The 24,951-nt window shown below is 70.4% G+C and carries 22 protein-coding genes and 1 pseudogene; 7 read left to right on the top strand and 16 right to left on the bottom strand.

Annotated features, from left to right (window positions below; all coding sequences use genetic code 11):
• The first annotated feature begins 170 nt into the window (after positions 1 to 170).
• Complete coding sequence (locus G3I56_RS37980) at positions 171 to 866, top strand: L,D-transpeptidase (RefSeq protein ID WP_164417248.1); 696 nt, start codon at positions 171 to 173, stop codon at positions 864 to 866.
• A gap of 36 nt (positions 867 to 902) precedes the next feature.
• Here the strand turns inward: G3I56_RS37980 and G3I56_RS37975 are convergent, their stop codons facing one another.
• Genes G3I56_RS37975 through G3I56_RS37960 form a run of 4 tightly spaced genes read right to left on the bottom strand, consistent with a single transcriptional unit; the run spans position 903 to position 5,430 of the window.
• Positions 903 to 2,105, bottom strand: a complete 1,203-nt coding sequence (locus G3I56_RS37975; protein ID WP_164417247.1) for a Gfo/Idh/MocA family oxidoreductase — start codon at positions 2,103 to 2,105, stop codon at positions 903 to 905.
• A gap of 55 nt (positions 2,106 to 2,160) precedes the next feature.
• Positions 2,161 to 3,516 carry a sugar ABC transporter substrate-binding protein gene (locus G3I56_RS37970; RefSeq protein WP_164417246.1) on the bottom strand — a complete coding sequence of 452 codons (1,356 nt, stop codon included), beginning with the start codon at positions 3,514 to 3,516 and terminating at the stop codon, positions 2,161 to 2,163.
• 47 nt (positions 3,517 to 3,563) lie between these two features.
• Positions 3,564 to 4,511, bottom strand: a complete 948-nt coding sequence (locus G3I56_RS37965; protein WP_164417244.1) for a carbohydrate ABC transporter permease — start codon at positions 4,509 to 4,511, stop codon at positions 3,564 to 3,566.
• Positions 4,512 to 4,527: 16 nt separating this feature from the next.
• Positions 4,528 to 5,430 (bottom strand): sugar ABC transporter permease, encoded by a 903-nt coding sequence (locus G3I56_RS37960; RefSeq protein ID WP_164417242.1) that lies wholly within the window; start codon positions 5,428 to 5,430, stop codon positions 4,528 to 4,530.
• Positions 5,431 to 5,612: 182 nt separating this feature from the next.
• On the opposite strand from G3I56_RS37960, the gene G3I56_RS37955 reads away from it, so the two are divergent.
• Positions 5,613 to 6,773 (top strand): ROK family transcriptional regulator, encoded by a 1,161-nt coding sequence (locus G3I56_RS37955; protein ID WP_164417240.1) that lies wholly within the window; start codon positions 5,613 to 5,615, stop codon positions 6,771 to 6,773.
• A 109-nt stretch (positions 6,774 to 6,882) separates the two neighbouring features.
• Positions 6,883 to 7,068: a hypothetical protein gene (locus G3I56_RS37950; protein WP_164417239.1), complete on the top strand. Its 186-nt coding sequence runs from the start codon at positions 6,883 to 6,885 to the stop codon at positions 7,066 to 7,068.
• 73 nt (positions 7,069 to 7,141) lie between these two features.
• On the opposite strand, the gene G3I56_RS37945 is transcribed toward G3I56_RS37950, so the two are convergent.
• The 3 genes from G3I56_RS37945 to G3I56_RS37935 form a co-directional block, all read right to left on the bottom strand.
• The gene (locus G3I56_RS37945) at positions 7,142 to 8,500 is read right to left on the bottom strand and encodes a S1 family peptidase (protein ID WP_164417237.1); all 1,359 of its coding nucleotides are present in this window, start codon (positions 8,498 to 8,500) and stop codon (positions 7,142 to 7,144) included.
• A gap of 149 nt (positions 8,501 to 8,649) precedes the next feature.
• Positions 8,650 to 9,471, bottom strand: a complete 822-nt coding sequence (locus G3I56_RS37940) for an SAM-dependent methyltransferase (RefSeq protein ID WP_164417235.1) — start codon at positions 9,469 to 9,471, stop codon at positions 8,650 to 8,652.
• Positions 9,472 to 9,553: 82 nt separating this feature from the next.
• The gene (locus G3I56_RS37935) at positions 9,554 to 10,522 is read right to left on the bottom strand and encodes a hypothetical protein (RefSeq protein ID WP_343240177.1); all 969 of its coding nucleotides are present in this window, start codon (positions 10,520 to 10,522) and stop codon (positions 9,554 to 9,556) included.
• Positions 10,523 to 10,687: 165 nt separating this feature from the next.
• Between G3I56_RS37935 and G3I56_RS37930 the strand changes: the two genes are divergently transcribed.
• Entirely contained in the window at positions 10,688 to 11,080 is a 393-nt protein-coding gene (locus tag G3I56_RS37930) for a PPOX class F420-dependent oxidoreductase (protein WP_164417231.1), read from the top strand.
• A 56-nt stretch (positions 11,081 to 11,136) separates the two neighbouring features.
• Here the strand turns inward: G3I56_RS37930 and G3I56_RS37925 are convergent, their stop codons facing one another.
• The 4 genes and pseudogenes from G3I56_RS37925 to G3I56_RS44370 form a co-directional block, all read right to left on the bottom strand.
• Entirely contained in the window at positions 11,137 to 13,926 is a 2,790-nt protein-coding gene (locus G3I56_RS37925) for a hypothetical protein (protein WP_164417229.1), read from the bottom strand.
• A gap of 181 nt (positions 13,927 to 14,107) precedes the next feature.
• Entirely contained in the window at positions 14,108 to 14,488 is a 381-nt protein-coding gene (locus tag G3I56_RS37920; RefSeq protein ID WP_164417227.1) for a zinc ribbon domain-containing protein, read from the bottom strand.
• A gap of 140 nt (positions 14,489 to 14,628) precedes the next feature.
• On the bottom strand, positions 14,629 to 15,330 hold the full coding sequence (locus tag G3I56_RS37915; RefSeq protein WP_203691626.1) for a TetR family transcriptional regulator: 702 nt from the start codon (positions 15,328 to 15,330) through the stop codon (positions 14,629 to 14,631).
• Positions 15,331 to 15,460: 130 nt separating this feature from the next.
• Positions 15,461 to 15,710 (bottom strand): annotated as a pseudogene (locus G3I56_RS44370) (cytochrome P450); the annotation flags it as partial.
• Between G3I56_RS44370 and G3I56_RS37905 the strand changes: the two are divergent.
• Together G3I56_RS37905 and G3I56_RS37900 are read left to right on the top strand one after the other, a co-directional pair.
• A complete protein-coding gene (locus G3I56_RS37905; RefSeq protein WP_164417223.1) occupies positions 15,636 to 15,923 on the top strand; it encodes a hypothetical protein in 288 nt (95 codons plus the stop codon). The pseudogene G3I56_RS44370 and the gene G3I56_RS37905 sit on opposite strands and share 75 nt — an antisense overlap.
• Before the next feature lie 88 nt (positions 15,924 to 16,011).
• Positions 16,012 to 16,695 (top strand): peptidoglycan-binding protein, encoded by a 684-nt coding sequence (locus G3I56_RS37900; protein WP_164417221.1) that lies wholly within the window; start codon positions 16,012 to 16,014, stop codon positions 16,693 to 16,695.
• Positions 16,696 to 16,753: 58 nt separating this feature from the next.
• On the opposite strand, the gene G3I56_RS37895 is transcribed toward G3I56_RS37900, so the two are convergent.
• The 5 genes from G3I56_RS37895 to G3I56_RS37875 form a co-directional block, all read right to left on the bottom strand.
• On the bottom strand, positions 16,754 to 17,143 hold the full coding sequence (locus G3I56_RS37895) for a hypothetical protein (RefSeq protein WP_179200586.1): 390 nt from the start codon (positions 17,141 to 17,143) through the stop codon (positions 16,754 to 16,756).
• Between the two features lie 313 nt (positions 17,144 to 17,456).
• Positions 17,457 to 18,380, bottom strand: coding sequence for a MurR/RpiR family transcriptional regulator (locus G3I56_RS37890; protein ID WP_164417219.1), 924 nt, complete (start codon positions 18,378 to 18,380; stop codon positions 17,457 to 17,459).
• A 47-nt stretch (positions 18,381 to 18,427) separates the two neighbouring features.
• Positions 18,428 to 19,987: a phospholipid carrier-dependent glycosyltransferase gene (locus tag G3I56_RS37885; protein WP_239135342.1), complete on the bottom strand. Its 1,560-nt coding sequence runs from the start codon at positions 19,985 to 19,987 to the stop codon at positions 18,428 to 18,430.
• Between the two features lie 290 nt (positions 19,988 to 20,277).
• Complete coding sequence (locus tag G3I56_RS37880; protein WP_164417215.1) at positions 20,278 to 22,254, bottom strand: phosphatase PAP2 family protein; 1,977 nt, start codon at positions 22,252 to 22,254, stop codon at positions 20,278 to 20,280.
• Between the two features lie 216 nt (positions 22,255 to 22,470).
• The gene (locus tag G3I56_RS37875) at positions 22,471 to 23,379 is read right to left on the bottom strand and encodes a BadF/BadG/BcrA/BcrD ATPase family protein (RefSeq protein WP_164417213.1); all 909 of its coding nucleotides are present in this window, start codon (positions 23,377 to 23,379) and stop codon (positions 22,471 to 22,473) included.
• 339 nt (positions 23,380 to 23,718) lie between these two features.
• Here G3I56_RS37875 and G3I56_RS37870 point away from each other — a divergent pair, with 339 nt between their 5' ends.
• Complete coding sequence (locus G3I56_RS37870; protein ID WP_343240176.1) at positions 23,719 to 24,849, top strand: ROK family transcriptional regulator; 1,131 nt, start codon at positions 23,719 to 23,721, stop codon at positions 24,847 to 24,849.
• Positions 24,850 to 24,951 lie beyond the last annotated feature (102 nt).

Genomic DNA, 24,951 nt, shown 5'->3' with positions numbered 1-24,951 from the left:
CAGAGGGCGGGCAGGAGACGGGGGCGGTGACGACGTGGGCCGGCCACGGGAATGTCACCGTTTCGTCCCGGCTCGGGTGGCTCTACAACCGATCACCCGGAACGTCTGTCTAGCAGTGCAGAGAACGTTCATGACAACCCGCACACAGCACGTATGAGAGAGGTACCGACATGGGGGACGTACGCAGACGAGGGGCCGTCGCGCTCGGGGTCGCAGGACTGGTGGCGCCGCTCACGATCGTGCTCGGCACCGCCCCGGCGCAGGCCGCGAGCTGTACGACGCAGACCGGCCCGTACCAGAAGAAGGTCGAGAAGTTCCTCGGGCGGCCCGTCGACGGGGTGCAGTCCACCGGTGACTGCAAGGCCATCCAGGGCTTCCAGAAGAAGCACGGCATCACCCCCAGCGCGGGCTACGCGGGTTCCGTCACCTGGGGTGTGATGGACCTGATGCAGAAGCAGAAGGCCGTCGGCAACAAGCCCAACAAGGAAGGCAAGTGCCCTACCAACAAGGGCCGCATAGCCTGCGTCAACCTCACGCTCCAGCTGAGCTGGATCCAGGACGGCAGCCGTCTCGTCTACGGCCCGGTGCCGGTCCGCACCGGCCGCGACCACTACGAGACCCGCACCGGACTGACGAAGATCTACTGGCGGGACATCGACCACGTCTCGAACATCTACAACGTCCCGATGCCCTACAGCCAGTTCTTCGACGGCGGGCAGGCCTTCCACTCGGTCGGCCTCAGCATGTGGAACCCGCCCGGCTCGCACGGCTGCGTCAACATGACGAAGACGACCGCCAAGAAGTACTGGTCGCTGCTGAAGAACGGCGACGACGTCTTCGTGTACGGGCGCAAGCCGGGCACCTGAGGCACCCGGCCGGCCGTCTCTCGCCCTGTGCCCCGCTCACGCCTCGGGCGCGTCCCCGAAGTCGGGGATCGGCAGCCTCGCCCCGCCCTGCCGCGCCGAGTCGTGGGCCACGATGCCCGGCAGGGTGTAGCGGGCGGCCACCCACGCGTTCACCGACGGCAGAGTGCGGGTGTTGACCGCGGTCACGAAGTCGTCCACCAGGAAGTGGTGGCTGCCCTCGTGGCCGTTGTGCAATTCGTCGAACTCCCTCGGCAGGCGCGAGCGGTCGTGCACCGGAGCCGAGCCGGACGTGAACGCGGCCCGCAGGTCCGGTGCGATGTGCTGGAGTGACGGATCGTCAGAAGCCATGGTGGGCTTGGGTTCCAGCAGCTCGCTGATGTCCGTTACCCCCTTCTTGTCCTGCCAGAAGGCCACCGTGGCGAGCTGTTCCATGCTCGCGTCCGTACCGAAGAACCGGAACCGCGACTCCCGGATCTGCGAGGGGTAGCCGACCCGGCGGAACTCGTTCGTACGGAACGAACCGCCGCCCGCGACCTCGAACAGTGCGCTCGCGTTGGAGTAGTCGTTGCCGAACTGGCTGACCTCCTTGTCGAACACGCCGTCGCCGCGCTCGTCGCGCACCCCGATCGCCGACACGCTCACCGCGTGCGTCTGCCAGGCGCCGAGCACGCCGCCCACGGAGTGTGTCGGGTACAGGAGCGGGGGATAGCTGGCGGTCGCCTTCCAGTTCTCGCCGCCGCTGTACTGGTAGGCCTCGTAGAACCCGAGGTCCATGTCGTGCACGTAGTCGCCCTCGGCGTAGAAGAGTCTGCCGAAGGCGCCCTCCGCGATCTGGTTGCGGGCGTGGACGGTCGCCGGGTTGTACTGACTGGTCTCACCCATCATGTAGGTGAGCCCGGTCGCGCGTACGGCGTCGATGATCGCGCCGATCTCCTCCGCCGTGACCGCCATCGGCACCGCCGAGTACACGTGCTTGCCGGCGCCGAGGCCCTGGAGGACCAGCGGGCCGTGCGTCCACCGCTGGGTGAAGATCGCCACCGCGTCGACCGCAGGCGATTCCAGCATCGCCTCGTACGAGGGGAACGTGCCCGACAGGCCTTCCGCCGCGGCCAGTTGCTCCGCGCGCTCCGGCAGGAGGTCGGTCACATACACCTCGTCGACGCCCGGATGGGCGAGGAAAAGCTTGGCGAACTGGCCGGAGAACTGCCCGGCGCCCACGATGCCGAGGGAGAACGTCATGTTGTGCGTGCCCTTCTTCTGTTTCCTTGGTTGCTCGACCGGTGACTTGAGTTCGTCACTGGTCGAGGATCAGGTTGATCTGGCTGTTGGTCCGGTCGAGGCTGGTCACGGACCTGCCGTTGCCGAAGATGTCCTGCATGGCCGGGTGCATCAACGCGTACACGTCCGCCGCGTAGTTGGTGATCGGGTAGGAGAAGGTGGCGAACTCCTTCCCGCCTGCCTTCTCGTCGGCGACCGGCGTGGTGAACGCCGAGACGTCGATGCCCTTTTTCTTGTACGCGGCCACCGCGGCCTTCGTGCCGTCGGGCGTGGCCGGGAAGACGATCCCGTAACTCCCCACCTTCTGCTGGCACTTGGGGGACGCCAGGTAGGCGACCCACTTCTTGGCGCCCGGCATGTTGTGGGCGTCCTTGGTGATGGAGTCGGCGAGGCCGTTCATCATCGTCGCCCGCTTGCCCGTCGGGCCGGCCGGAGTGACGGCGGTGGCCATGTCCAGGTCCTTGAAGCCGGCGTACGACGAGATCATCCAGGCGCCGTCGAACGCCGCCGCCGCCTTGCCGGACGAGATCTGGGTGTTGGCCTGGTTGGACTGGGAGTTGTAGTCCGTGAAGGGGACCATGTAGCCCTTCTTCGCCAGGCCGAAGTACCACTTGATCACCGACTGGAAGGTGGCGCTGTCGTACTGGTACTCGGTGCCCCAGCGCTTCTCGTTCGTGTAGGTCCAGCCGGCGGAGGCGGCGAAGGTGCTCCACTGGGTCTGGCCGTCGCCGTCGCCGCCGCCGTTGGTGGCGAGGCCGTACACCTTGACGTTGTTCTTGTCGAAGCCGGCCTCGTCGCCCCGCTTGCCGTTCTTGTCGACGGTGAGATGCGCGATCGCCTTCTCGAAGGTGCCGCCGTCCTTCGGGTTCCAGGAGAGGCCGTTCAGCTGCGCGGCCGTGAGACCTGCGGCTTTCGTCAGTTTCCGGTTGTAGAAGAGGGCGACGGTGTCCCAGTCCTTGGGGGCGCCGTAGCGGTGGCCGTCCTGGCCCATCCAGTTGGCGGCGAGGCCGGGCTGGTAGGCGGAGTCGTCGATGCCGAGGTCGTCGAGCGGTGCGAGGACCTTCAGGTCGGCGAACTGGCCGAACTTCTGGATGTGGTCGGTGAACACGTCCGGCTGGGTGCCCGCGATGAAGCTCGCGGTGAGTTTGGTCCAGTAGTCGTCCCAGCCCAACTGCGTGATCTTCACCTTCAGTCCGGGGTTCTCCCGCTCGAAGTCCTTCGCGCAGGCCTCGTAGGCGGGTTGCTGGTTGGCGTCCCACAGCCAGTAGGTCACCGTGTCCGACGACGAGCCGGCCGCTCCGCCCTGCGCGCAACCGGTCACGAGGGACAGCGCCAGGGCTCCGGTCAGTGCCACGACCGTACGAATTCGCATGTCCGTCCTCTCAGTGGATCGGTTGGTCAGGTGGCCGGTCGGCGCGGTCACTTGATGCCCGTGAAGCCGACGGAACTCACGATGCGGCGCGCGAAGCACCCGAACAGGACGAGCATCGGCAGCGCCGCGATCAGCGTCGCCGCCATCAGCCCCGACCAGTCGACGCCCGTCTGCGGGGTCTGTGCCCGGAAGATCGCCAGCGCCACCGTGAGCACGCGCGAACTGTCGCTGTACGACACCATCAGGGGCCAGAAGTAGTCGTTCCAGGCGGTGATGTACGTCAGGATCGCGAGCGTGATGACCGGCGTGGACGCCATCGGCAGCAGTACCCGGAAGAAGACACGGACCTTGCCGGCGCCGTCCAGGAGGGCTGCCTCCTCGACCTCCCGGGGGATGTTCATGAAGAACTGGCGCAGGAAGAACACCGCGAACGGCGTCATGAACATCGTCGGCAGCGCGATCCCCAACAGGTTGTCCACCAGGCCGAGTTGCTTGATCAGGACGAAGTTCGGCAGGAGGGTGAAGATCGCCGGGACCATCAGGCCCGCCAGGAACAGCCCGAAGACCGTGTCCCGGCCGCGCCAGCGCAGCCGGGCGAAGGCGTACGCGGCCATCGCCGAGAAGAAGATCTGGCAGCCGGTGACCAGGGTCGACACGACGACCGAGTTGAGGAGGTAGCGCCAGAAGTCCAGGCCGCCACCCGCGCCGCCCTGCGCTATCGCCTCCTTGGTGGACTGCAGACCGAGCGCCCGCTCGAAACCGCCGGTCGTCGGATGCACCGGCAGGGGGTTCGTGGGGTCGGCTGCGAGGCCCGCGTTGGTGGACAGCGCGGTGCGCAGGATCCAGTAGAAGGGCAGCAGGGTGAACAGTACGATCACGGCCATCACCGCCCAGGCGGCGATCCGCCCGGGGGAGGGTGTGCGCCGCAGCGGTCGTACGGCAGCCTTGGTGGGTGTCGGGGTCGGTGCTGGTGCCGGTGTCGTCAGGGTTGTCATGGTGTGCGTCTCCCGGTCAGCCGAGGTCGGTGTGGCCGGCCCGGGTGAGCCGGTACTGGAGGAAGGTGATCGCGCTCAGCACGACCAGCAGGGCCACGGACATCGCGGACGCGTAGCCGAACTGGAAGCGGCCGAAGGCGGAGCCGTAGATGTAGAACTGCAGGACGTTGGTGGCGTTCGCCGGACCGCCCGCCGTCGTCACCGCGACGGTGTCGAACACCTGGAACGAGCCGATCACCGTCATGATCAGGACCACCGCCAGGACCGGCCGCAGCAACGGCATGGTGATGCGCCAGAACATCCGCCATTCGCTCGCCCCGTCCACCTTGGCCGCCTCGTACATGTCGGTCGGGATGGCCTGGAGGCCCGCGAAGATCAGCAGCGCGGTGTAGCCGACGTGCCGCCAGACGTTGATCACCGCGATCGTCGGGATCGCCCACGTCTCGTCCGCGAGGAACGGGATCCGGTCGAAGCCGAGGCCCGCGACGATCTCGTTGCCGATACCGAGCTGGGTGTCGAGGATCCAGAGCCAGACGATGCCCGCGACGACGTTCGACATCAGATACGGGGTGAGCACGATCCCACGCAGCACCGCGGACTGGGTGAGCCGCTGGAGCAGCACGGCGATGGCGAGCGCCGACACCGTCTGCACGCCGATGTTGATGGCGACGTACTCGACGGTGACGGTCAACGAGTCCCAGAAGATGGGGTCGTTGACCATCCGGACGTAGTTGTCGAGGCCCACCCACTCGGCCGGGGTCAGCAGGTTGAAGCGGGTGAAACTCAGGTAGACGCCCCGCAGCGTCGGCCAGAGCAGGAACACGAGGAAGCCCAGCATCGCCGGGGCGATGAAGAGCGCCGCGAGCGCGCCGTCACCCCGTGGTCTACGCAGGGGAGGGTTGGTGGAGGCGACGGTCATGGAGAGACTCCCTCGTCTGCTCTTCGGCGGCTCGTCCTCAGAGCACTTACTTTCGAGGTGGAACAATCCATCCGTCAAGATGCGGGCAGACATCTTTTCCTGGCGGGGAATCCGGCCATATGATGACCTTGCCGGGCCACGTTACTTCCATGGCAAAAGAAAAGGTGAGGGGTTCGATCGGCATGACCGCAGTGACCGACGGCTGGCCGCCACTGAGTCCCGGCGAGCGCTCGGTGGCGATCGAGGTGCTCGTCAACGGCCCCCTGTCCCGCGCCGAACTCGCCCGGCGGCTCGACCTCTCCGCCGGCAGCCTCACCCGGCTGACCAAACCGCTGCTCGAATCGGGACTGCTCGTCGAGGTGCCCGACGCCGGCTCCCCGGCCGAGGTGCGCCAGGGGCGCCCCTCGCAGCCGCTCGACGTCGTCGCCGAGTCCCGTGCCTTCCTAGGCTTCAAGATCACCGAGGACATGGTCTACAGCGTCGTCACCACGCTGCGCAGCGTGGTCGTCGCCCGTCTCGACCGGCCCCTCACCAGCCATGACCCGGCCCAGGTGGCCGACCTGGTCGGCGAGATGACCGCCGAACTGACCGCCGCCCACCCCGCCGTGTCAGGCATCGGGATCGGCGTCGGTGGACGCGTCGAGAACCGTTCCGTGGTCGCCGACTCCGTCTTCCTCGACTGGTACGACGTTCCGTTCGCCGAACTCGTCGAGGAGCGCACCGGACTGCGGGTGGTCGTCGAGAACGACGTCACCGCCCTCGTCGAGGCCGAGAGCTGGTTCGGCGCGGGCCGCGGCCTGGACCGCTTCGCGGTCCTCACCATAGGAGCGGGTCTCGGGTACGGCCTGGTCAGCGGCGGTCGGCGCGTGCAGTCGTCCGAGGACGGCCTCGGTATCGGGCGCCGCTGGATCGTCAACCCGAACGGCCCGCTCACCCCCGACGGAGAGCGCGGCAGCGCCATCTCGCTGCTCACCATCCCCAGCATCCGCTACCAGATCCGCGCCGCCACCGGCCACGACATGACGTACGACGAGATCCTCACTCGGGCCGCCGCCGGTGACCCCATGACGGCCCGCGTCGTCGACGAGGCGGCCCGCGCGCTGGGCACCCTGGTCGCCCAGATCGCCAACTTCGCGATGCCCGAGAAGATCCTGCTCGCCGGCGAGGGTGTTGGGCTCGTCGAGGCGGCGGGCGCCGCGGTCGAGGAGAGCATCCGCGCCAACCGGCATCCGCTCGCGGACCCGGTCGATCTGGAGACCAAGGTCTCCGACTTCCACGACTGGGCGCGCGGCGCCGCCGTCCTCGCACTTCAGGTGCTGGTACTGGGGGCTGCCGACAGGTGAACGCCGACGTGGAAACGGCAGATAACGGGCGGCGGACGTGATCAGCGACACGGTCGCCAATGCCGGAATAGTCCGTATTAATCTATTTGGTCTTCACTTGGAGCGGCATATGCTTCACAGCATGTCCACCACTCTTCAATCCGCCCCTGATCGCTCGGCAGCCGACGTCAACGAAGAGATCCGGGCTCTCTGGCTCCGGTCGGGCGGGATTCTCAACAGCGAGCAGCGGCTGACCTATCAGCAGCTCGTCGCCGAGTGGGCCGCGGCTTCCCCGCACCCCGGGCGCGAGGCGTAACCACTTCCGTTCGACATTCGGGCAGCAGGGCCGGGGCCGCGCACCGCGCGTCAGCCCCGGCCTCTTGTGTTTCTCAGCGCCACGTGGCCGAGTACGACCTGCGGTAGTCCCTCCGCTCCTGTTCCACCCGGAACCACCGGGTGGCCACCAGGGCGATCAGGCTGCCGCCCACGATCAGCAGTCCGGGACCCACGTTCTTCGGGTCCGCGAGCCGATCCAGGAGCGCGTCCCCCGCGGTGCTGCCCGTCACCGGCGCCACCGAGCCCGGCTGGGCCTCCCCGGGAGCGACGGCGTTCTGTGTGGCGGTCGCGGTCGGCGCCGGAGCCGCCGCCTGACCGGCCTGGCCGATCAGCCGGACGTTGAGCGCGGTCAGCGCCTCGGTCACCGGCTCGAAGAACGTCGTACCGCCGGTCTTGCAGTCGCCGTTGCCGCCCGAGGTGATCCCGAGGGCGATGCCCTCGGAGAACAACGGACCGCCACTGTCGCCGGCCTCCGCGCACACGGTGGTCTCGATCAGACCCGACACCGTGCCCTCCGGGTAGTTGACCGTGGCGTTGAGACCGGTCACCTTCCCGTTGCGCAACCCGGTCGTGCTGCCGCTGCGGAACACCTTCTGGCCGACGGTCGGATCGGCCGCACCCGTGATGCGCACACCCCGGCCATTGCCGATGGCGACGACATCGGCGCCGTCGCCGGCAGAGCCGCCGTTGTACTGCACCAGCGAGTAGTCGTTGATCGGGAAGCTGCTGCTGATCGTCTTGCCGATCTCCGTCGAGCCTCCGGTGTCCGCGAACCACACCGAACCGTTGGGCCCGCAGTGACCGGCAGTGAGGATGAAGTCGGCCGACCCGTTGGTCACGTTGAAGCCCGCCGAGCAGCGCCCGCCAGTCGACAGGATCGGCTGCGCCGCGTTGATACGCGTGGTGAAGGTGCCCCCGCTCCGCTCCATGCGTACGGAGCCGCCGATGCTCTTGGCGACCGCGGACAGCTTGGCCCAGTCGGCGGCCGACACGGTGCTGTCGGCCTGGACGACCACCTCGTTCTTCGTGTAGTCGACCGCCCATGCCGTGCCCGCCACGCGCGGCGCCGAACGCAGCGTCTGCGTCGCCGACTTGAGGTCGTTCATGCTGTGGTCGACGACCTTGGCGCGGGCGCCCGCCTTCTCGACCTCCGCCGCCGCCCCGGCGTCGGTGACCGCGACGACCGGCTTCCCGTCGGCCGCGATCCAGCTGCCGGCCGTCCGGTCGGTGCCGAGTTCGGTGACGAGCTCGCTGCCGGTGGTGCCGGCCGCCTGGGCGGAGCTGAAGGGCAGGTTGACCTGTGGGGGCTCGGTCGCCACAGCCTGGGTGACCATCAATCCGCCGAGGATGACTCCGCCGACGGCCGCCAGCCGTGTCGCTCGCCGGACGATCCGTCGTCGTGCGTGCCTCATCAAATGGCTCCCGAACCCTGAACGCGCGGTGTCGACACCGCGGGGCCCTCCGGTCGTTGAGTGACCCTCACTTCCATACGTGGCGAGAGCGGTTCGTGTTCACCGACTCCAAGATCCCGTTCGGGCCGGTCGGCCGAGGGCGGATCGGGTCAGGCCTTGCGGCCCACTCCGCAGTACATGGCGACCTCCGGCGGCTCGCCCTCACCGGCGCGGAATCCGTCCGGGCGCCAGTGCGAACAGGACACGACTCCCGGCTCCAGGAGGTCCAGACCGTCGAAGAAACGCGCCACCTCACCGGGGCTGCGCTGGGTCAGCCGGGGCGTGCCGTTCGCGTTCCAGTACCGGACCGCCGCGTCCACCTCACCCAGTGCCGGGCCGGTGATGGTGTGCGAGAGCGCGAGATGGCTGCCCGGGGGAAGGGCGTCCAGCAGTCGTCGTACGACACCGTGCGGGTCCTCCTCGTCATCGAGGAAGATGACCACCCCGAGCAGCATCAGGGCGACGGGCCGGGTGAGGTCCAGGGTGCGCGCGGCCTGTTCGAGGATCGCGTCGACGTTGCGCAGGTCCTCGTCGACATGGTCGGTGCGTCCCTCGGGGGTGCTGGTGAGGAGGGCGCGGGCGTGCACCATGACGAGGGGATCGTTGTCCACGTACACGACCCGGGTGTCCGGCGCGATGCGCTGGGCCACCTCGTGGGTGTTGTCGGCGGTCGGCAGTCCGGTCCCGATGTCGAGGAACTGCCGTATCCCGCACTCGGTGACCAGATGACGCACGGCCCGCCCCAGGAAGAGCCGGTCCGCGAGGGCGTACTCACCGATACCCGGGTGCAGTTCACGGATCCGGTCACCGGCCGCGCGGTCGACCTCGTAGTGGTCCCGGCCGCCGAGCCAGTAGTTCCAGATCCGGGCCGTGTGCGGCTGTCGCGAGTTGATCCGTGCGTGCAGCGACGGGGCCGGCGAGTTCTCGGGCACGGGGGCAGCTCCAGGGCACCTGCGGAAAGTGTCAACTGGCAATCTAGACAAGGTTGTTGATGTTGGCGAGGGCTCTGGCGGATCAGTTGTGAGCAGCTCCGAACAGTTGCCCCCGGCTGCGTTCGTCGCCCCACACGGATCCCGTGTTCACGTACGGCCGCAGCAGCGCCGTGAGGGTCGTGTCACCTCGGCCGTTCAGCTCGTGGGAGGCGATGCTGCGGGCGATTCCGGCGAGGAAGTCGGCCAGCTGGACCCGGGTGTCGTCCCGTGCGACGACGAGGCGCAGGCCGCCGATCCGGGCGGTGTCCTTGAGCCACTCGACGCGCTCGTCCGTCAGCATGTTCTGCCGGTCGTGCACCAGCACGACGGTCCGTCCGTCGGCACTCCAGTGGGCGGCCGTTCGCACGATCGCGGGCAGCAGCGGGTTGAGTACGGGTATCAGGGCGGGGGCGGCGAGCAGCCGGGCCCGGTGGTCCGCGGCGCGGGAGCGGGTGCCGCCGAGCAGTTTCAATACGTCCGCCGCCTCCGGGTGCCGGAGCTCTGGTGCCTGTCGGGCCAGGGCGTCCACCGTGCGGAAGAACGCGTCCACGGGTGCCCCGGGGGCGCCGTCGGTGTCGCCGCGCACCCGGAGCAGGGCGTTGGTCGCCGCCAGGAACTCCTTCCACGGCTCGGCCCCGAAGGCGTCGGCGCCCGCACGGCAGAGGGGAAGGGCGCCGGCCGGGTCGCCGAGGAGCAGGTCGAGGACCCGCTCCACCATGAAGAAGGTCTTCTCCGTGAGATGGACGTACGCGCGCCCGTGCAGCGGACCCGAGGGCGCCAGCAGCCACTCGAGGACCGCCCGGTGCTTCTCCCGCAGCAGATGGTTCGCCTTGTACTCCTCGGCGGGCGACCGGATCCGGTCACGGATCTCGCGGATGGCCGCCGCCGCCGACTCCATGGGCACATCCACGCTGGCGTGCGCGAAGACGTCCGTGTTCCCGCCGGTCAGGTTCTCGCCGTCCGACCCCGACTCGTCGCAGGCGATCTCGACTTCCGTGTGCCGCCGGGTCACACCGCGCCTCTCGTACGAACCATGTCTTGACATATAGCCGAAACCGCTCGTTGCGTACAGCGATTATTTGGGCCTGTGAAAGATATTCATGAATATGAAGAGGTGGAGGCTTTGAACTGATCGGATCCGGGGGCGCGGCCGGTACCGGCACCTAGACTCCCGCCCATGGACGACACCAGCACCCTGGACCGGCTCGCTGCGGGCAAGTACCTGCTGATCACCAGCTTCCGCAAGAACGGCACATCCGTCGCCACTCCCGTCTGGGTGGTGCGGGACGGGGACGCGCTCGGCGCCTGGTCGGTGACGGACTCCTGGAAGGTGAAGCGGATCCGCAACCGGGCCGACGTCCTCGTCGGCCCCTGCGACGTCCGCGGCAACCCGACCGGCGAATCGGTGCCCGCCACCGCCGAGATCCTCGACCAGCCCGCGACCGACGTCTACCGGCAGCTCCTCGCCCGCAAGTACGGCGTGATGGGCCGCCTGACCCTGCTCGGCAGCCGAGTGCGGCGCGGCAGGACGGGCACGGTCGGGATCCGGATCACTCTTGTGAACAACTGAAGGTGGGACCGCTGCCCGCGCGGGCAGCGGTCCCACCTTCAGTCATTGACGCACCTCTACGACGCGTCGAGCACGGTGCCCGTGAACTCCGGGCCAGGGATCGGCTCCCCGGTCTCCTCGTCGTAGTCGGTCAGCCGCAGCCGCACCGACTCCTCAGGCTCGGCCACCGTGTCCGCGACCGTCGGCAGGCTCAGGTCGGCGGTCAACTGTCCCGGCGGGACGGCCCCGAACAGGGAGAGACTCTGGACCTCGGACAACGGCCGCTCCGGGAGCGGCGACTGACCGGAGACGTCCGCCAGCCATGCCGGGTCGACGTCCGTGGTGGACAGTGCCGCGCCGCCGGTGACCGGCACCACCTCCAGTGCCGAGTACATCTCGGCGGCGGAGGGCGCCGACAGCGTCGCGCGCCAGATCAGTGGCTGTCCCTCGGTGACCCGGTCCGTGACGGGGGTGATGGTGACCGTGGGCTCGGGATCGTCGTTCTCGATGGTCACCCCACCGCTGTACGAGCCGATGACCGCGCCGCTCACCGCCTTCACGAACACGCTGCGCCAGACGTCGTAGTCGTACAGGGTGTCGCCCTTCACCGTCACCGGCAGGTCGATGCTCTGCTCGCCCGGGCGCACCGTCACCAGTCGGCTCGTCATCGTGTCCGATCCGGGATTCTGGGCGTAGAGCCGAACCGTGCCGCCGCCCTGTCCGGCGATCCGGACCGGCACCCGGTAGGTCCGGGTTCCGGAGTCGCCCTCCTTGACGGTCAGCCGTCCGAGGTCGACGCGCGGCAGCGCGGCCGGGCGCACCGCGGGCGTGCCGGGGCGCCAGCCCCAGGTGTCGATCAGCCAGGCCTGTCCCGCACGGCTGCGCGGAGTCAGCTCCACACTGCGCACCTTGCGCAGGTCGACCCCGGCCCGGGCGGCGGCGGCCAGCGGGACGCGGACCTCCCGCGCCCAGTACGAGGCCGTCCGCGCGCTTCCGGGCAGCCCGTCCACACTGACCCGGCCGAGCGTGGCGCGCTTGCCGGCGGTGTCGGTGACGGACACGTCCAGCTGCGTTCCGGTGCTGTTGGGCGGCACGATGACGCGCAGAGCGAGGGCCTTGGCGCCGCCGAGGGACACCGGTCGCCCGGGGGTGACCCGTACCGCGGTTCCGGGCTGCGACCACTTGAGCGCGACCGCCCGGCGACCCTCCTCCCGCTCCGTCATCCACCACGCGAAGTGCGGGGACTGGCCGGCGTCCGCGGTCAGACACCTGACCGAAGGACGGTCGTCCACCGCCGAGCACAGTCGCCCGCCGCCGCCCTGCACGGTCACCGCGCCGTCCGGCAGGATGCCGGCCGAACGGTTTCCGCCCACCGCGTGCGTGAGGACGCGCGCAGGGTCGGCCGACGGCGCCCGCAGGCCGGAGCCGTCGAGCAGCGGACGTACCCGGTCGTCGCCCGCGACGAACAGCCGGGCCGCCGCCGCGATGTAGGAGGCGCCCGCCCTGTGCTGCTGGTCGGCGGTGAGCCGGGTCCTGGTGCCCACGTCGCACACCGGGTCCCGTCCGTCCGGGTCCGACCAGAAGTCGTCGTCCGCCGGCGCCTGCGCCTGCCCCGGCGTCCACTCCGTGTTGAAGTAGTTGTGGTTGGCGCCGATCACGTAGACCGCGCTGTGCAGGGCGGCGCCGCGGCTGATCCCGCGGGTGCCGTCCACGGCCAACTCGCCCTGGAGATCGGACACATCGCCGTCGCAGCCGGGCAGAATCGTCATCGACGGCACGTCGGCGACCGGGTTCTGCCCGAAGATCGTCGGACCGATGAGGACGGTTCCCCGGATGTTCCAGCGCACCGGGCCGCCGTATCCGTCCTGGTCGGCCGGCGGCCGGTACAGGCTGTCCATCGCGGCGCGGTTGACGCCCTCGCCGCCTCGCGAGTGACCGACCAGCAGTACCCGCGAGAGGTCGGCGGGCGGCGCGGTCCGTACGATCGCCGGTGCCGAGGGCCGGTTCGCCGACCAGCCCGCCCAGCGGGCGAGATGCTGCCGGACGAGGGAGGAGCGGGCCTGGGCGCCGGCGTCCTCGAGCGGTGCGTCCTGGGCGTTGATGCCGTTGGCGGAGATCGACACCGTCACATAGCCCTGGGACGCCAGGAGTTTCTGGTCGCGCAGATAGCCCCGGTAGCTCGGAATCTGCTTCTGGCCGGCCGGGCAGGGCCACGCGCCGGTGGCATCGTCGCTGCCGGGCTTGTAGCAGGTGGCGTGGCGTCCGTGCAGGAACAGGGCGAGCGGCCTGCGGCCGGTCGCCCCGGTCGGGGCGACCACCACGGCCTTCATCTCCACCGGCACGGGCATCCCGGGCAGTTTCACCGAGTCGAGCGTGTACTCGCCCGAGACCGTACGGTACGAGCCCGGCTTGCCGGGGTCGACCGGACTGCCCGGCGCAGGCGCGGGCGGAGCTACCGGGGCGCGACGCTGGTCCGGGAGCGCCGCGAGGCCCGCCGCGTCCAACCGGCGTCCACCGGCGTGTACTTGGAGGTCCTGGAGTGCCTTGGCACCCTTGCGGCCGTCGACCTCACGGGCTTCTTCCAGGGGAAGCCGGAACGTACGGCCGTCCTTCGCGGCCAGGGGCCGGCCGAGCAACCGGTCACCCGCGTAGAACTCGACGCGCGCGTCACCCATCGGTACCGGTCTGCCGGAGTGCCAGACGAGCTGCCGCTCCGCACCGTCACCGGTGAATGTCCAGCCCGGGGGCAGCTGTTCGGCCGTCACCTGCGACCGGGTCGGCTGCTGCGCCTGTGCCCATCCGGGCGATCCCCCCACCACCGCGAGTACCGCGGCAGCGGTGACCCATATTCGCCGCGCACGTAGCAACGGTCTCCTCCTCCTGGCCCTTGCTCAGGAGCCCCGGATTCCCGGCGGCCCCTCTCGCCCCGGAGGACGGGATCACGGACCTGTGGGTTGCCTGTGGAGGAGGATCAATGGCGCTGCTCACTACGGCGGTTGGCGGAGTCGGGAGCGACCTACCTTCGCGGTGAAGGCAGTTGACGTACTGTCAGATCCAGGCGCGGTACGGCTCGTCGAGCAGCTGGAACACCGGCTCGCCGCGCACCGGGTCCTTCGCCGTGGACAGTCGGACCCGGTCCCCGCTGTGGATGCCGGCGGCAGGGCCCATCACCCGGCCGCGTACGACGAAGCCCTCGGCCATCTCGACCAGCGACACGTTGCGCGCGGCCGGCGTGTTCCGGTTGACCACCGTGGCGTGCCGGACCGTGCCCGTGCCCTCGCTGCGCTCCGTACGCAGGTCGCTGCCCGCGCAGACCGGGCAGAGCAGCCGGTGGTACATGGCGCTGCCGCACCAGCCGCAGCGCTGGAACACGAGGGTGTTCGTGTCGGCCGGGGCGTCGAGCAGGCCCGTGGCGGAACCGACGGTCATCGGACGAGTGGCGCCTAGTGAGTGGTACACGGTGTCGTCTCCCTGCGCTCGGCCTGATCCGAAGTGCGCGGTTCGCCGTGCCACCGTGCACGGCCTCAGGGTATGGCACTCAGTGTCACGCGTAAAGGTACTGCGTACCCTCAGTTCTCGCGCTGGGCTGTGAGCACGGACTCGATCTCCTGGACGACCCGCCACATGGGCGCCCCGCGCCGCGAGACGACGACCACCACGTCCTCGGACTCGGACCCAGGTGCGGGTTCGGGCCCGTTCCGGCCGGGAGCCGGGGGTGGTGTGCCGAACGCGGCCTTCACGTAGTCCAGGGCGTGGTCGACCGCCGTGGTCGCGTCGCCGTGTCCGTCCGAGCGCAGCCAGGAGCGAAGCGCGTTGTTGTGGGCCGCGACGACCGACGCCGCGATCACGTCGGCCCGGAGTGTCCCGTCGGGCCGGCCGGCGAAACGCCCGCGCAGATACGCGGCCAGGGCGCGCTCGTACCGCCAGACCACCGACAGCTCGGAGGCCCGCAGCCCGGGGACCTTCTTGGTGAGGCGGTAGCGCTGGACGGAGAAGGCCGGGTTCTCGGCGTACATGAGCAGGACCATGCGGGCGGCGTCGCACACCCGTCGGACCGGTTCCGCGTCCGCGGCGCTTTCGGCCAGGTACGCCGTCATGTCGGCGAGGCACCGCTCGTGGTCGGGGAAGACCACGTCCTCCTTGGAGGGGAAGTAGCGGAAGAACGACCGCCGCCCGACCCCGGCCAGCGCCACGATGTCGTCCACGGTGGTCTGCTCGTAGCCACGCTCCAGGAACAGCTGGAAGGCCGCCGCGACCAGGGCGTCCCGCATGGGCGGTTTGGTCATGGTCGGGAAACTAGCATCAGACCGGGACCGATGGCACTCAGTGCGCTGCGTCCGGGGAACCGAGTGCACTCCGGGTCGTGCCGACGGCTCACGTGAGGGTGACCTCCATAGGCAGCTACTTGATCCCGTTCTTGATCCCGTCGACGAAGTTCGAGCGCACCCGGGGAACGTCCCCCCGTCGGCCGGATGTTCGCGAGGCGCGGGATCAGCTCCTCGAACATGATCCGGATCTCGGTGCGGGCCGGCGGGTCGCCCAGGCGTAGGCGCGGGCTGCCCTTGCCGAAGGTGACGTGGTCGTTGTCCGCGCGGGCGACGTCGAAGTCGTACGGATTGCCGAGGGCCGCCTCGTCACGGTTGCCGGAGGCGATGCCGGGCAGGACGGTTCGGCCGCCCGGTCCGACGGCGCGGGTGTCCGGGCAGGCGAGGGCGTGCGCCTAGGTGTCGGTCCCGACGGCCACGATGTCCCGGCCCCGGCCCACCTGGAGACTTCGTCGAGCGGTCCGGCCTGGGCTGAGGCGGCACCGGACGCCGGACTTCCCGCAACCTCTGCCCGCCGCACTGAACCCGGTGGCATCTGAACGCGTATCACTTCACGGAGCCGACGGCATCGTCGTACGCGGCCCGTGTGAAGTCCGTACGCAGGAGAACGCTGGGAAGGGGAGCAGAGTGTCGACACCGCCCGTACCGGGCCGGCCGGAAGGCCGCAGACCCCTGGAGCCGACGCGCGTGGTGCGTCGTCGCCGCACCGAGGCACTGGCGCAGCTCATGCGGGAGCACGAGGAGGCGATGTCGGGAATCCCGGAGGGCTACGAGTCCGTTCCCCTGCCCCGGCCCGCGCCCCGCCCGGCTCCCGGCGCCGAGGACGCGACGCAGGAGCTGCCCCCCGTGTCCCGCCGTCGGCGCGCCGAACGGACGGAACGCACCGGCGGGGGCTTCGGGTTCGGCCCGAACCTGCGCCGGGCCGCTGTCGTGGTCGCCGTCGGCGCGGCGGCCCTGGTCGGCTTCGGGTCGGCCCTGCTGCTCCCGGGCAGCGCCGAGGGCGACGAGGTCCGGCCGGCGCCCTCGGTCACCCCGGCCGCCACCCCCGTCCCGTCGGCGCCCGTCGCGGCCGACCCGGACGGCCGGGGCACCCTGCGTGAGGGGGCCAGCGGCCCCGAGGTGACGGACCTGCAGGAACGTCTGCTGCGCATCCCGGACGTCTACACCCACGGCGCCACGAGCGGCAGTTACGACACCGCCCTCACCGAGGCCGTGGCCCGCTTCCAGCTCTGGTACGGAATCCGCGGCGACGAGTCGGGTGTCTACGGCGACGACACGCGCAAGGACCTGGAGTCCCGTACGGGGTCCTGAACGCCCTGGTGCCGCTCGGCCGCAGCCGTCACCGGGCCGAGCCGACCCGGCGACGGGCTCAGCGGGCGGCGTGGGTGTCGACCAGGGCCTGGGTGACCGCGCGGATGCTGCGGGCGATGTGCTGGAGCTGGAGCACCTCGGCGGCGTACATCTTGATCGTGTGCTCGATGACCGACTCGCTCAGGCCGAGGCCGGGCAGGTCGGCGCGGGCCGTCTGGAGGGCGGTGCGGGCCACGCGGATCTCGTGCTGCACCTGGATGTGCGCGTGGCGGGCCAGCAGGACGGGGTGGCGGATCAGCGTGGGGTAGCCCGCGTAGCGCGTCGGCACCAGCTCGCGCAGCCACTTGACCGCCGAGCGCTCCCAGTCGTAACTGCCGGGAATCTTGACCTGACAGGGCCAGTCCGGGCTGGTCCGTGTGGTCATCGTGGACGTCATGGGCATGGTCATCGCTTCCGGGAGTGCGGCGTCGACAGGGTGGTGCGACGGGATTCAGCGGCCCCGGCCCAGGGGATGGCCGGGGCCGCAACGGGCGTTCGCGCAGGCGACACCCGTCCGGACACCCGCGGCGCCGACGCGGGTAGGAGACGGCGGCAGCGGGTGCGCAGGCGTGGATCGTGCCCGGAGTCCCACCGGGACGCGATCCGTGAGCAGTATTTATATATGCCGTTCGGTTTGCAAGAAGTATGAAAAAATTCATGCACAAAACGGGATGAACACCCATACGACCCATACGACCCGTGCGACGACACAGGCGGCCGATTTAGTCCCGAAGGAAGAACTGGTGCAGGTCGGCGCTCTGCTCGTAGTCCTCCAGGCGCCCCTGGGTCCGTTCCGGATCGGCGTCCGTCATGGCCTGGAGGAGCGCCGCCGACAGCACCACGGGCCCGGCGTACGAGTCGAATACCAGCCGGGAGCCCGTGCCGGTGGCGAAGGTGATGTCGGCCTCGTCGGCCAGCGGGCCGAGTGCCAGGTCGGTGATCAGGGCCACCCGCAGCCCGGCCCGCCGGGCGACCCGCACCGCGGTGAGCGTCTCCTGCGCGTGCCGGGGCATCGAGAAGGCCAGCACCCAGGTGCCCCCCGCCTCCCGTGACTGGAGGAGTGAGTCGTAGGCGACACTGCCGCCCCGGGTCACCAGCCGGACGTCGGGGTGGATACGCCGGGCGGCGTAGGCGAAGTACTCGGCCAGTGACCCGGAGATACGCAGGCCGAGCACGGTCAGCGGAGTCGAGCGCGACAGGCTCCGGCCGACCTCGATCACCCGGTCGGGATCGGCGAAGTCCCGCCGAAGGTTCTCCAGGTTCGCGATCTCGGCGTCCACGGCGGCCTGGAGTTCGTTGCTCCGGTTCTCCTCCGCCGTGCCCGGCGCGTTCGCGAGGGTGCTGAGCGCGATGGCCTGGAGCCTCTCGCGCAACGCGGGGTAGCCGCTGAACCCGACGGCCGCCGCGAACCGGGTCACCGACGGCTGGCTCACGCCCACCCGGTCCGCCAGGTCCGTGATCGACAGGAACGCGGCCTCGGTGATGTGTTCGATCAGGTACTGCGCGATGCGCCGCTGCCCGGGGGAGAGCCGGGGCCCGTCGAACAACTCCCGCAGCCGGGAGGCCGGCGCCGCCTCCACCTCCGGGGCGGTCTTGCCCGAGGTGATCGCGGACGCCTGGGCGCGTGCCTGCTGCGGCGATGGCACCGATGTGCCTCGTTCGTCTCCCACAGCGACTCAACATAGCTCACCGTTCACCTGCGGAAGATCGTGATCGAGTGGCCGACCTCGTCGACCTCGTGGCTGCTGTGGATCAGCCGCGCCAGTCGCCCCCGCGCCTTGGCGACCGACGAGTCCGACACCACCAGCACTCCGCGCACCTTCCGTTCGGGCCGGCCGCGCGGATCGGACGCGTGGATCCCGTAGTACGACGGGACGCCGCTGCCCTTGTAGACCAGCCAGACCCGCTGCCCCGCGTACCGGTGCCGCAGCCGGTCCGCGAGGCGGCCCAGGTCCTGGCCCCAGTCGACGTTGGAGTCGTGCAGCCGCTCGTGCGTCTTCGCCGCCGAGCCGAACGCCTCGTTGGCGTACGGCAGATAGAACGGGAAGGTCCGCAGCGAACTGACCGCCACGAACGCCAACAGCCCCGCCGCGACGACCGGCACCCACCGGCGCCGCAGCGCGAGCACCCCGACCGCCACCACCGCCCCGAACATCGGCACGAAGATGGCGTACCGCACCCCGAAGTCCCGCTGCCCGTCCATGGCCACGGCCAGCAGCACCGCCGTCGGAAGCAGCAAGTAGGGCGCGACAGACCGCAGTTGACGAATCGTCAAGAACGCGACCGTGCCGGCAGCCCACAGCGCCAGCATGCCGAGCGGTGTCTTCACCAGGAGCGCCGCCGGCAGGTAGTACCAGAGGGATCCCTCGTAGTGCCGCCCGAAGAGAAAGCCCTCCCAGTGCGCGTTCTCCAGACCGAACTGAATCCGCAACCCGTCGCGGTAGGCCCCCGGGAAGGGCAGCAGGCCGGCCAGTCGCCCCCGCAGCCCGTGCACGACCGGTACCTCGCCGGGGGACGCCGTCCAGCGCAGCCGCGGATCGACGGCGAGATACGCCGCCCATACGACGGCCACCGCGACCAGCGCCACCAGGGCCGCGCCCGCGACAGCGCGCGCGAGCAGCTTCAGGCGCGCTCCCGGAGCCGTCGTGAGCCGGGCTCGCCACACCGACAGGCCGGCCAGCAGGAGCAACACGGGGACGGCGGCGAGGGTGTTCATCTTGGTGGCCACGGCCGCGCCGAGCGCCGCTCCGGCGAGCGGCAGATACAGGCGGGGCCGCCACCGCGCCCGCCACAGCAGCCACACGGCCGTCAGCACGAACCCGGCCGCCGGTACGTCGAGCGTCGCCAGCGAGCCGTGCGCGACGACGTCCGGCGAGAATGCGTACAGGGTGAGTGCCCCCAACCCGCCCACCACACCGGCGAGTTCACGGCTGAAGGTGAACACCACCAGCCCGAAGAGCAGCGTCAGCGCGATCACCGGCAGCCGCGCCCACAGCATCAGCCGCCAGGGGTCGTTGCCGGACTCGTAGAGCAGATGGCGGCCCACATGGCTCTGGTCACCGTCGTAGGCCCGGTCGAAATGCGGGCCGGCCGCGGCCACCCCGGCGGCGACGATCAGCTTGCCCAGCGGCGGGTGCTCGGGGTTGAGACGCAGGCTGTGCTCGTGGAGATAGACGGCCGCCGTGCCGACGTACACGGGCTCGTCGATGGTGGGCGTCTGTTCCACCGCCGTGGTGACCATCGCCACGGCCATCTGGAGGAGCAGGACGGCCACGGCGAGCGGGACCAGCAGGCGGCGGTGGCGTGCGGGACGGGCGAGCAGTCGGGCGAGCCGGGTCGGGGCCGCCGGTGCGGCGGGAGCGGTACCGGGGAGCAACTTCTCCGGAGCCTCGGAGCCGGGCGGGCTCCCCGCGTCCGGGGGAGTCCTGGGGGCGAGAGCCGTGTGCCGATCGCGCGTCATCGTCCGCCCCGTGCGGTGGCGGGAGTGATCCGGAGCCGGGCCATGGCCCTACTCTCGCATCAGCTCCCGCCCCGCGGCGTGCATTACCGCTTCAGGAGTCGTACCGACAGACCCTTTGCCGTGTAGACGGGTACGGCGCGGATCTTGGTCGAGTTCACCGTGACGCGGTCGAAGTGGCCACGGAGCGCCGAAGCGGTGATGACGGGGACGACGCTGCCCACGGCCGGCGGGTTCTTGGCGTCGAGGGTCAGCGACAGGACGCTTCCCTTCTCCAGGAGCACGCGCCCGGTCACCGTCACGACCTCCTTGCGGCGGTCCTTGCGCAGCGTGACCGCCAGTGTTCCCGACTGCTGGGTGTACGCGCCGTGCAGCTGGACCGGCTCGGTCACCCGCAGCGTTCCGCCCTGCACCCGGACGTCGCCGTGGCCCAGCGCGTGCGACGAGGCCGAGACCAGCGTGCCGGCCTTGAGGACCGTCCCGCCCGTGTAGGTGTTCTGGCCGGTCAGCGTGAGCTTGCCGGTGCCGGTCTTGGTCAGCCCGCCCCGGCCGTCGATGTCGTTGCGCCAGGAGTCGGCCGCACCGAAGCCGTGGGCCGCCGCGTCGAGCTTGACGGTCACGCCGGACTCGAAGGAGCCGTAACCGTCCGCCGCGGCGAACAGGTTGAGCCGGCCCCACTGCTCGAAGCCGTCGAGCAGGACGTAACCGGAGGGCAGCGCGGTCGTGCGCAGCACCGCCCGGCGCTGGTCCGCGGTCAGGTAGGGGAGCCGCGTCTCCAGCAGTACCTCGGCGCCCTTCGGAACGGTCAGCGGCGTCGAGCGGCCCTGCCGGTTCAGGACGTACGTCAGCTTGGGCGTGACCAGGGCGCGGTTCGCGGCCCGGTCGGCGTACTTGTCGTGGGCGTCGGAGTGCGCGTAGGCGAACAGCGTGTCGGCCGTCGTGCCCGTTCTGGCCTGGAAGTACTCGGCGGCCTGCTTGCGCGCGGCGGCCTTGAGCGCCGTGTTCTCCGGCTTGTACAGCACGGCTGCGGCCAGCGCGGTGGCCATGATCCGGCCGCCGATGACGTCGACCGTGGAGTGCATGCCGGACATGATCCGGGTGTGGCTCAGCTCGAAGGCACGGGTCACGATCTCCTGGAAGCGCTCCGGGACCGCGTACGCGTACGCCAGGGCCGCCAGGTGGAAGGCGTTGGTGTGACCGCTGGGGAAACCGCCGTCCTCGGCCGGGACGTCGCTGCGCTGCCGCAGCAGCTGCGTCACGACGACGACGTCGGAGTCGTAGACCGGGTAACCGAGTCCGTCGAGCTGTCCGGTGTCGACGACCTGGCTGTTCTCGTTCATCCGCCACGGCCGCGGGTACTGGAAGCTGAACTTGGCGGGGTTGCTGGAGGTGAAGTCCCCGCGCACGGTGTCGACGAGCTTGGCCACCTGGCCGAGGTCCGAGTCGTACGAGCCGGCGCCCAGCGCGGAGCCCGCGGGCGCGTCGGCCGGAACGGCGTCGTTTATCTTGGCCGCCGGGATGCTGTGGGGGGCCGAGGTGATCGAGGTGACCGCCTTCGCGCCCGAGCGGTACAACTCCGCCAGCGGGCCGAGCCCGTTGATGATGGCGTAGCTCTGGTGCTGGCGGTCGTAGACGAACGCCTCCCTCGCCTGCGCCTCCGTGCGCAGCCCCGTGAGCTGGATGCTGTAACGCATGTTGGCGCGCAGGACCGAGGGCTGCAGGGGTGTGCCCGTGTTCCAGGCGTCACCGGTCTTCCACACCTTGGCGAAGCCACCGAGGGCGCGGATCACCGCGTTGGTCTCGGGCGTCGCGTTGGCGACGATGTTCGTGCTGTAGTCGTCGACGAACGCGAGAGGCGCGGTGGCCGAGTTCGCGTCGGTCGCCACCGCGAGAGGCGATGTGGCGGCCTTCGCGTCGGCCGCGGCCAGCCAGCTGACGGCGGTCGGCGCGGCGAGGAGACCCGCCGACGCGCCGAGGGAGGTACGGAGGAACCCGCGTCTGGCGACTGCGAGTTCGCGGCCACGGGCCGACGAGGTGGCGTGGGGCCCGGCTGCTGACGGCATGCGATGCCTCTCTTGAGTTCTTCGGCCCTGCGGCCGGGTGACGACGTACGGACGGCGGTGCCCCGGGTGCGTATGGGGCAGATGGGGTTTATGCGGCCTGTGTGTTGTGTGTTTCCAGAGGGGGAAGCGCACAGGGCAGGTCGTACGAGCGAAGATCTACGGCCGGGGCATGTACCGATGCCCATGGTCCGGCGACCGCGAGACGGCCACGAACTGTCATACGAGTGAACGAGCCAGCGCTACGGCCCCTTCGACCGGCGGTACCCGCGACGGCCATAGCCGGGCACCGGGGAGGAGTATGGCAAGTGATGCCAACAGAGCGTCTTGCAGGGCTGGTTGAGCGAGCACCGTACCGCCTGAGACCACCACGTCGTCTACGGGGACCCCGCGTCCGGCGAGCCGCACCACGAGCGACGCCAGCGAACGGCCGCCCTCGGCGATCACCTCTCCGGCGATCAGCGAACCACTGGCGGCGGCCTCGAACACCACGGGAGCGTGCCGTCCCCACTCCGTGGAGATATCCATGGCGCTCTCCAACGCCGCGCCCAGCGCGGGTACTTCGCTGACCCCGAACGCGGATATGAGCCCCTCGGCGAGCGGGTCGGGCGCCTGGCCCCGGTCATGGGCGGCCCAGACGGCCCGTGCCGCCTCGCGCACGAGACCCGCGGCCCCTCCTTCGTCGCCGAGTACCGCGCCCCAGCCGCCGACCTGTACGAGAGTGCCGTCGAGGCGCCGGCCCACGGCCACCGAGCCGGTGCCGGCGACCAGCCCGACACCCTTGTCCAGTCCCGCCGCCGGCACCAGCAGTTCGGCGTCGCCGACGATCAGACACGGCACACCGAGACGTTTCTGGAGTACGGAGCGGATCTCCTCGCACTGCCGGGGTGTCTCACAGGCGTGGGCGCCCACGGCCACCGAAGAGGGACGGGCGCCCGTGGGCAGCGCCTCGCCGATCAGCGCGCTCAGCCAGTCGCCGGCGGCCACCGGATCATGTGGCCGCCAGCCGCTGCTCGGGCGGACGTGATCGGCGATCGGATCGTCCCCGGCGCAGGCGCGCAGGTGCGTCTTGGTGCCGCCCACGTCGATGCCCACGACGAGCGGGCGCGGGAATGGGGAGTCCTGCACGGATCCTCTTTCATCGTTGCGCTGTGGCGCGACGGTGGGCGAACCGTGCCTGGAGCAGGGAAAACCTGACGTACGGGAGAGCTGGAGATGAGCTAGGGAAGCCCCGGGACGGGCCTCTGAGCGGACACGGCAGGCGAGCACCGTGACATTCGTTAGGAAGTTAACTAACGAAGTACAGTGCGTGTCAATAGGCATCGCGCACTCGACTGCGGCGATGGCCCGACCGGGCCGGAACGCAGCGGGAAACCGCGATGCCAGGGCATCCCATCGCCGCATCCCACGACATCGAGCTACCGGGGGAGTGCGGCCCTCGACCTTGGGGAGACTGTGGAACACGACGTGGCGAGGGGCCCCCGTCTGACCGAGAGCGCGAGCGCGGTGTTCGCCGTGCTGGCCGGGGCGGGCACGGCCACCCGGCCGCAGCTCGCGAGCCTGGCGGGCCTGTCGAAGCCGACCGTGTCCTCCGCCGTGGCGGAGCTGGAGAGCGCCGGGCTCGCCGCCCACTCGGGCATCGCCTCCGGCGGTACGGGCCGTTCTGCCGCCGTGTACGGACTCGGTCCCGCGGCCGGCTCCGTACTGGCCGTCGACCTCGGCCCCGCCCTGACCAGGGTGCGCGGCTGCGCCCTTGACGGCACCCTGCTCGCCGAGGCCACCGGTTCCCGCGAGGAGGCCGCCGACGTGGTGCGCGAAGCGCTGTCCGCGCTCCCCGCGGACGCTCCGCTGCGCACCATCGTCGTGGCCGTCGGCGACGTCACCGCGCGCGCCGAGGAGGGCACCCTGCGGCCGGCGACCGCCAAGGCGGGACCCGTCTTCGACGCGGTGGCCGTGGCGCTGCCGCCCGGGGTGCCCGTCCATCTGGAGAACAACGTCAACTGCGCCGCGCTCGCCGAACTGCACGAGGGTGCGGCGCGCGGGCGGCACACCTTCGGCTATCTGCGGATCGGTGTCGGTATCGGTCTAGGAATCGTCGTGGGGGGCCATGTACTGGCCGGGGCCAACGGGGCGGCCGGAGAGCTCGCACGGCTGCCCTACCCCTGGGGCGACGCCCTGGAGCCCCGCCACGAGGCACTGGAGGAGTACATCGGCGCCCGTTCGCTGCTGCGCCGGGCGGTCGAGGCCTGGCCGGAATTCGACGGTTCGTGCCCGCGCACGGTCGAACAGCTGTTCTCGCTGGCTGGGCAGGGCGGCGCCATGGCCCGCGCGGTCGTCGACCGGCACGCGGTGGACGTGGGCCGGCTGGCCGCCGCGGTGACCGCCGTGCTGGACCCCGGGCTGCTCGTCCTGGGCGGCAGTACCGGCGCGTTTCCTCAGCTCCTGCCCGGTGTGCGGGCCGAGCTGGAGCGGCTGAGCTGGCCCACCGAAGTGGTCAGCAGTCAGGTCGGCGATCTCGGCACCGTGGTGGGCGCGGCGCGGTTCGCGGTCGCCAGAGGAGTCCAAACCGTGACCGAGGCGGCGCGGGCGAAGCATTGACGGTTTCGGACTCGGTCTGCCAATGTCCGGACAAGCGCTTTCTAGGTCGGCCGGGACGCCGACTTGGGGTGAGCCTCCCGCCCGTACTCGACGTACGGCAAC

It is taken from the genome of Streptomyces sp. SID12488 (genome assembly GCF_010548275.1).
Classification (GTDB): Bacteria; Actinomycetota; Actinomycetes; order Streptomycetales; family Streptomycetaceae; genus Streptomyces.
Note: the sequence above shows the minus strand (reverse complement) of the source record. Positions and strands in the feature narration are given on the sequence as shown.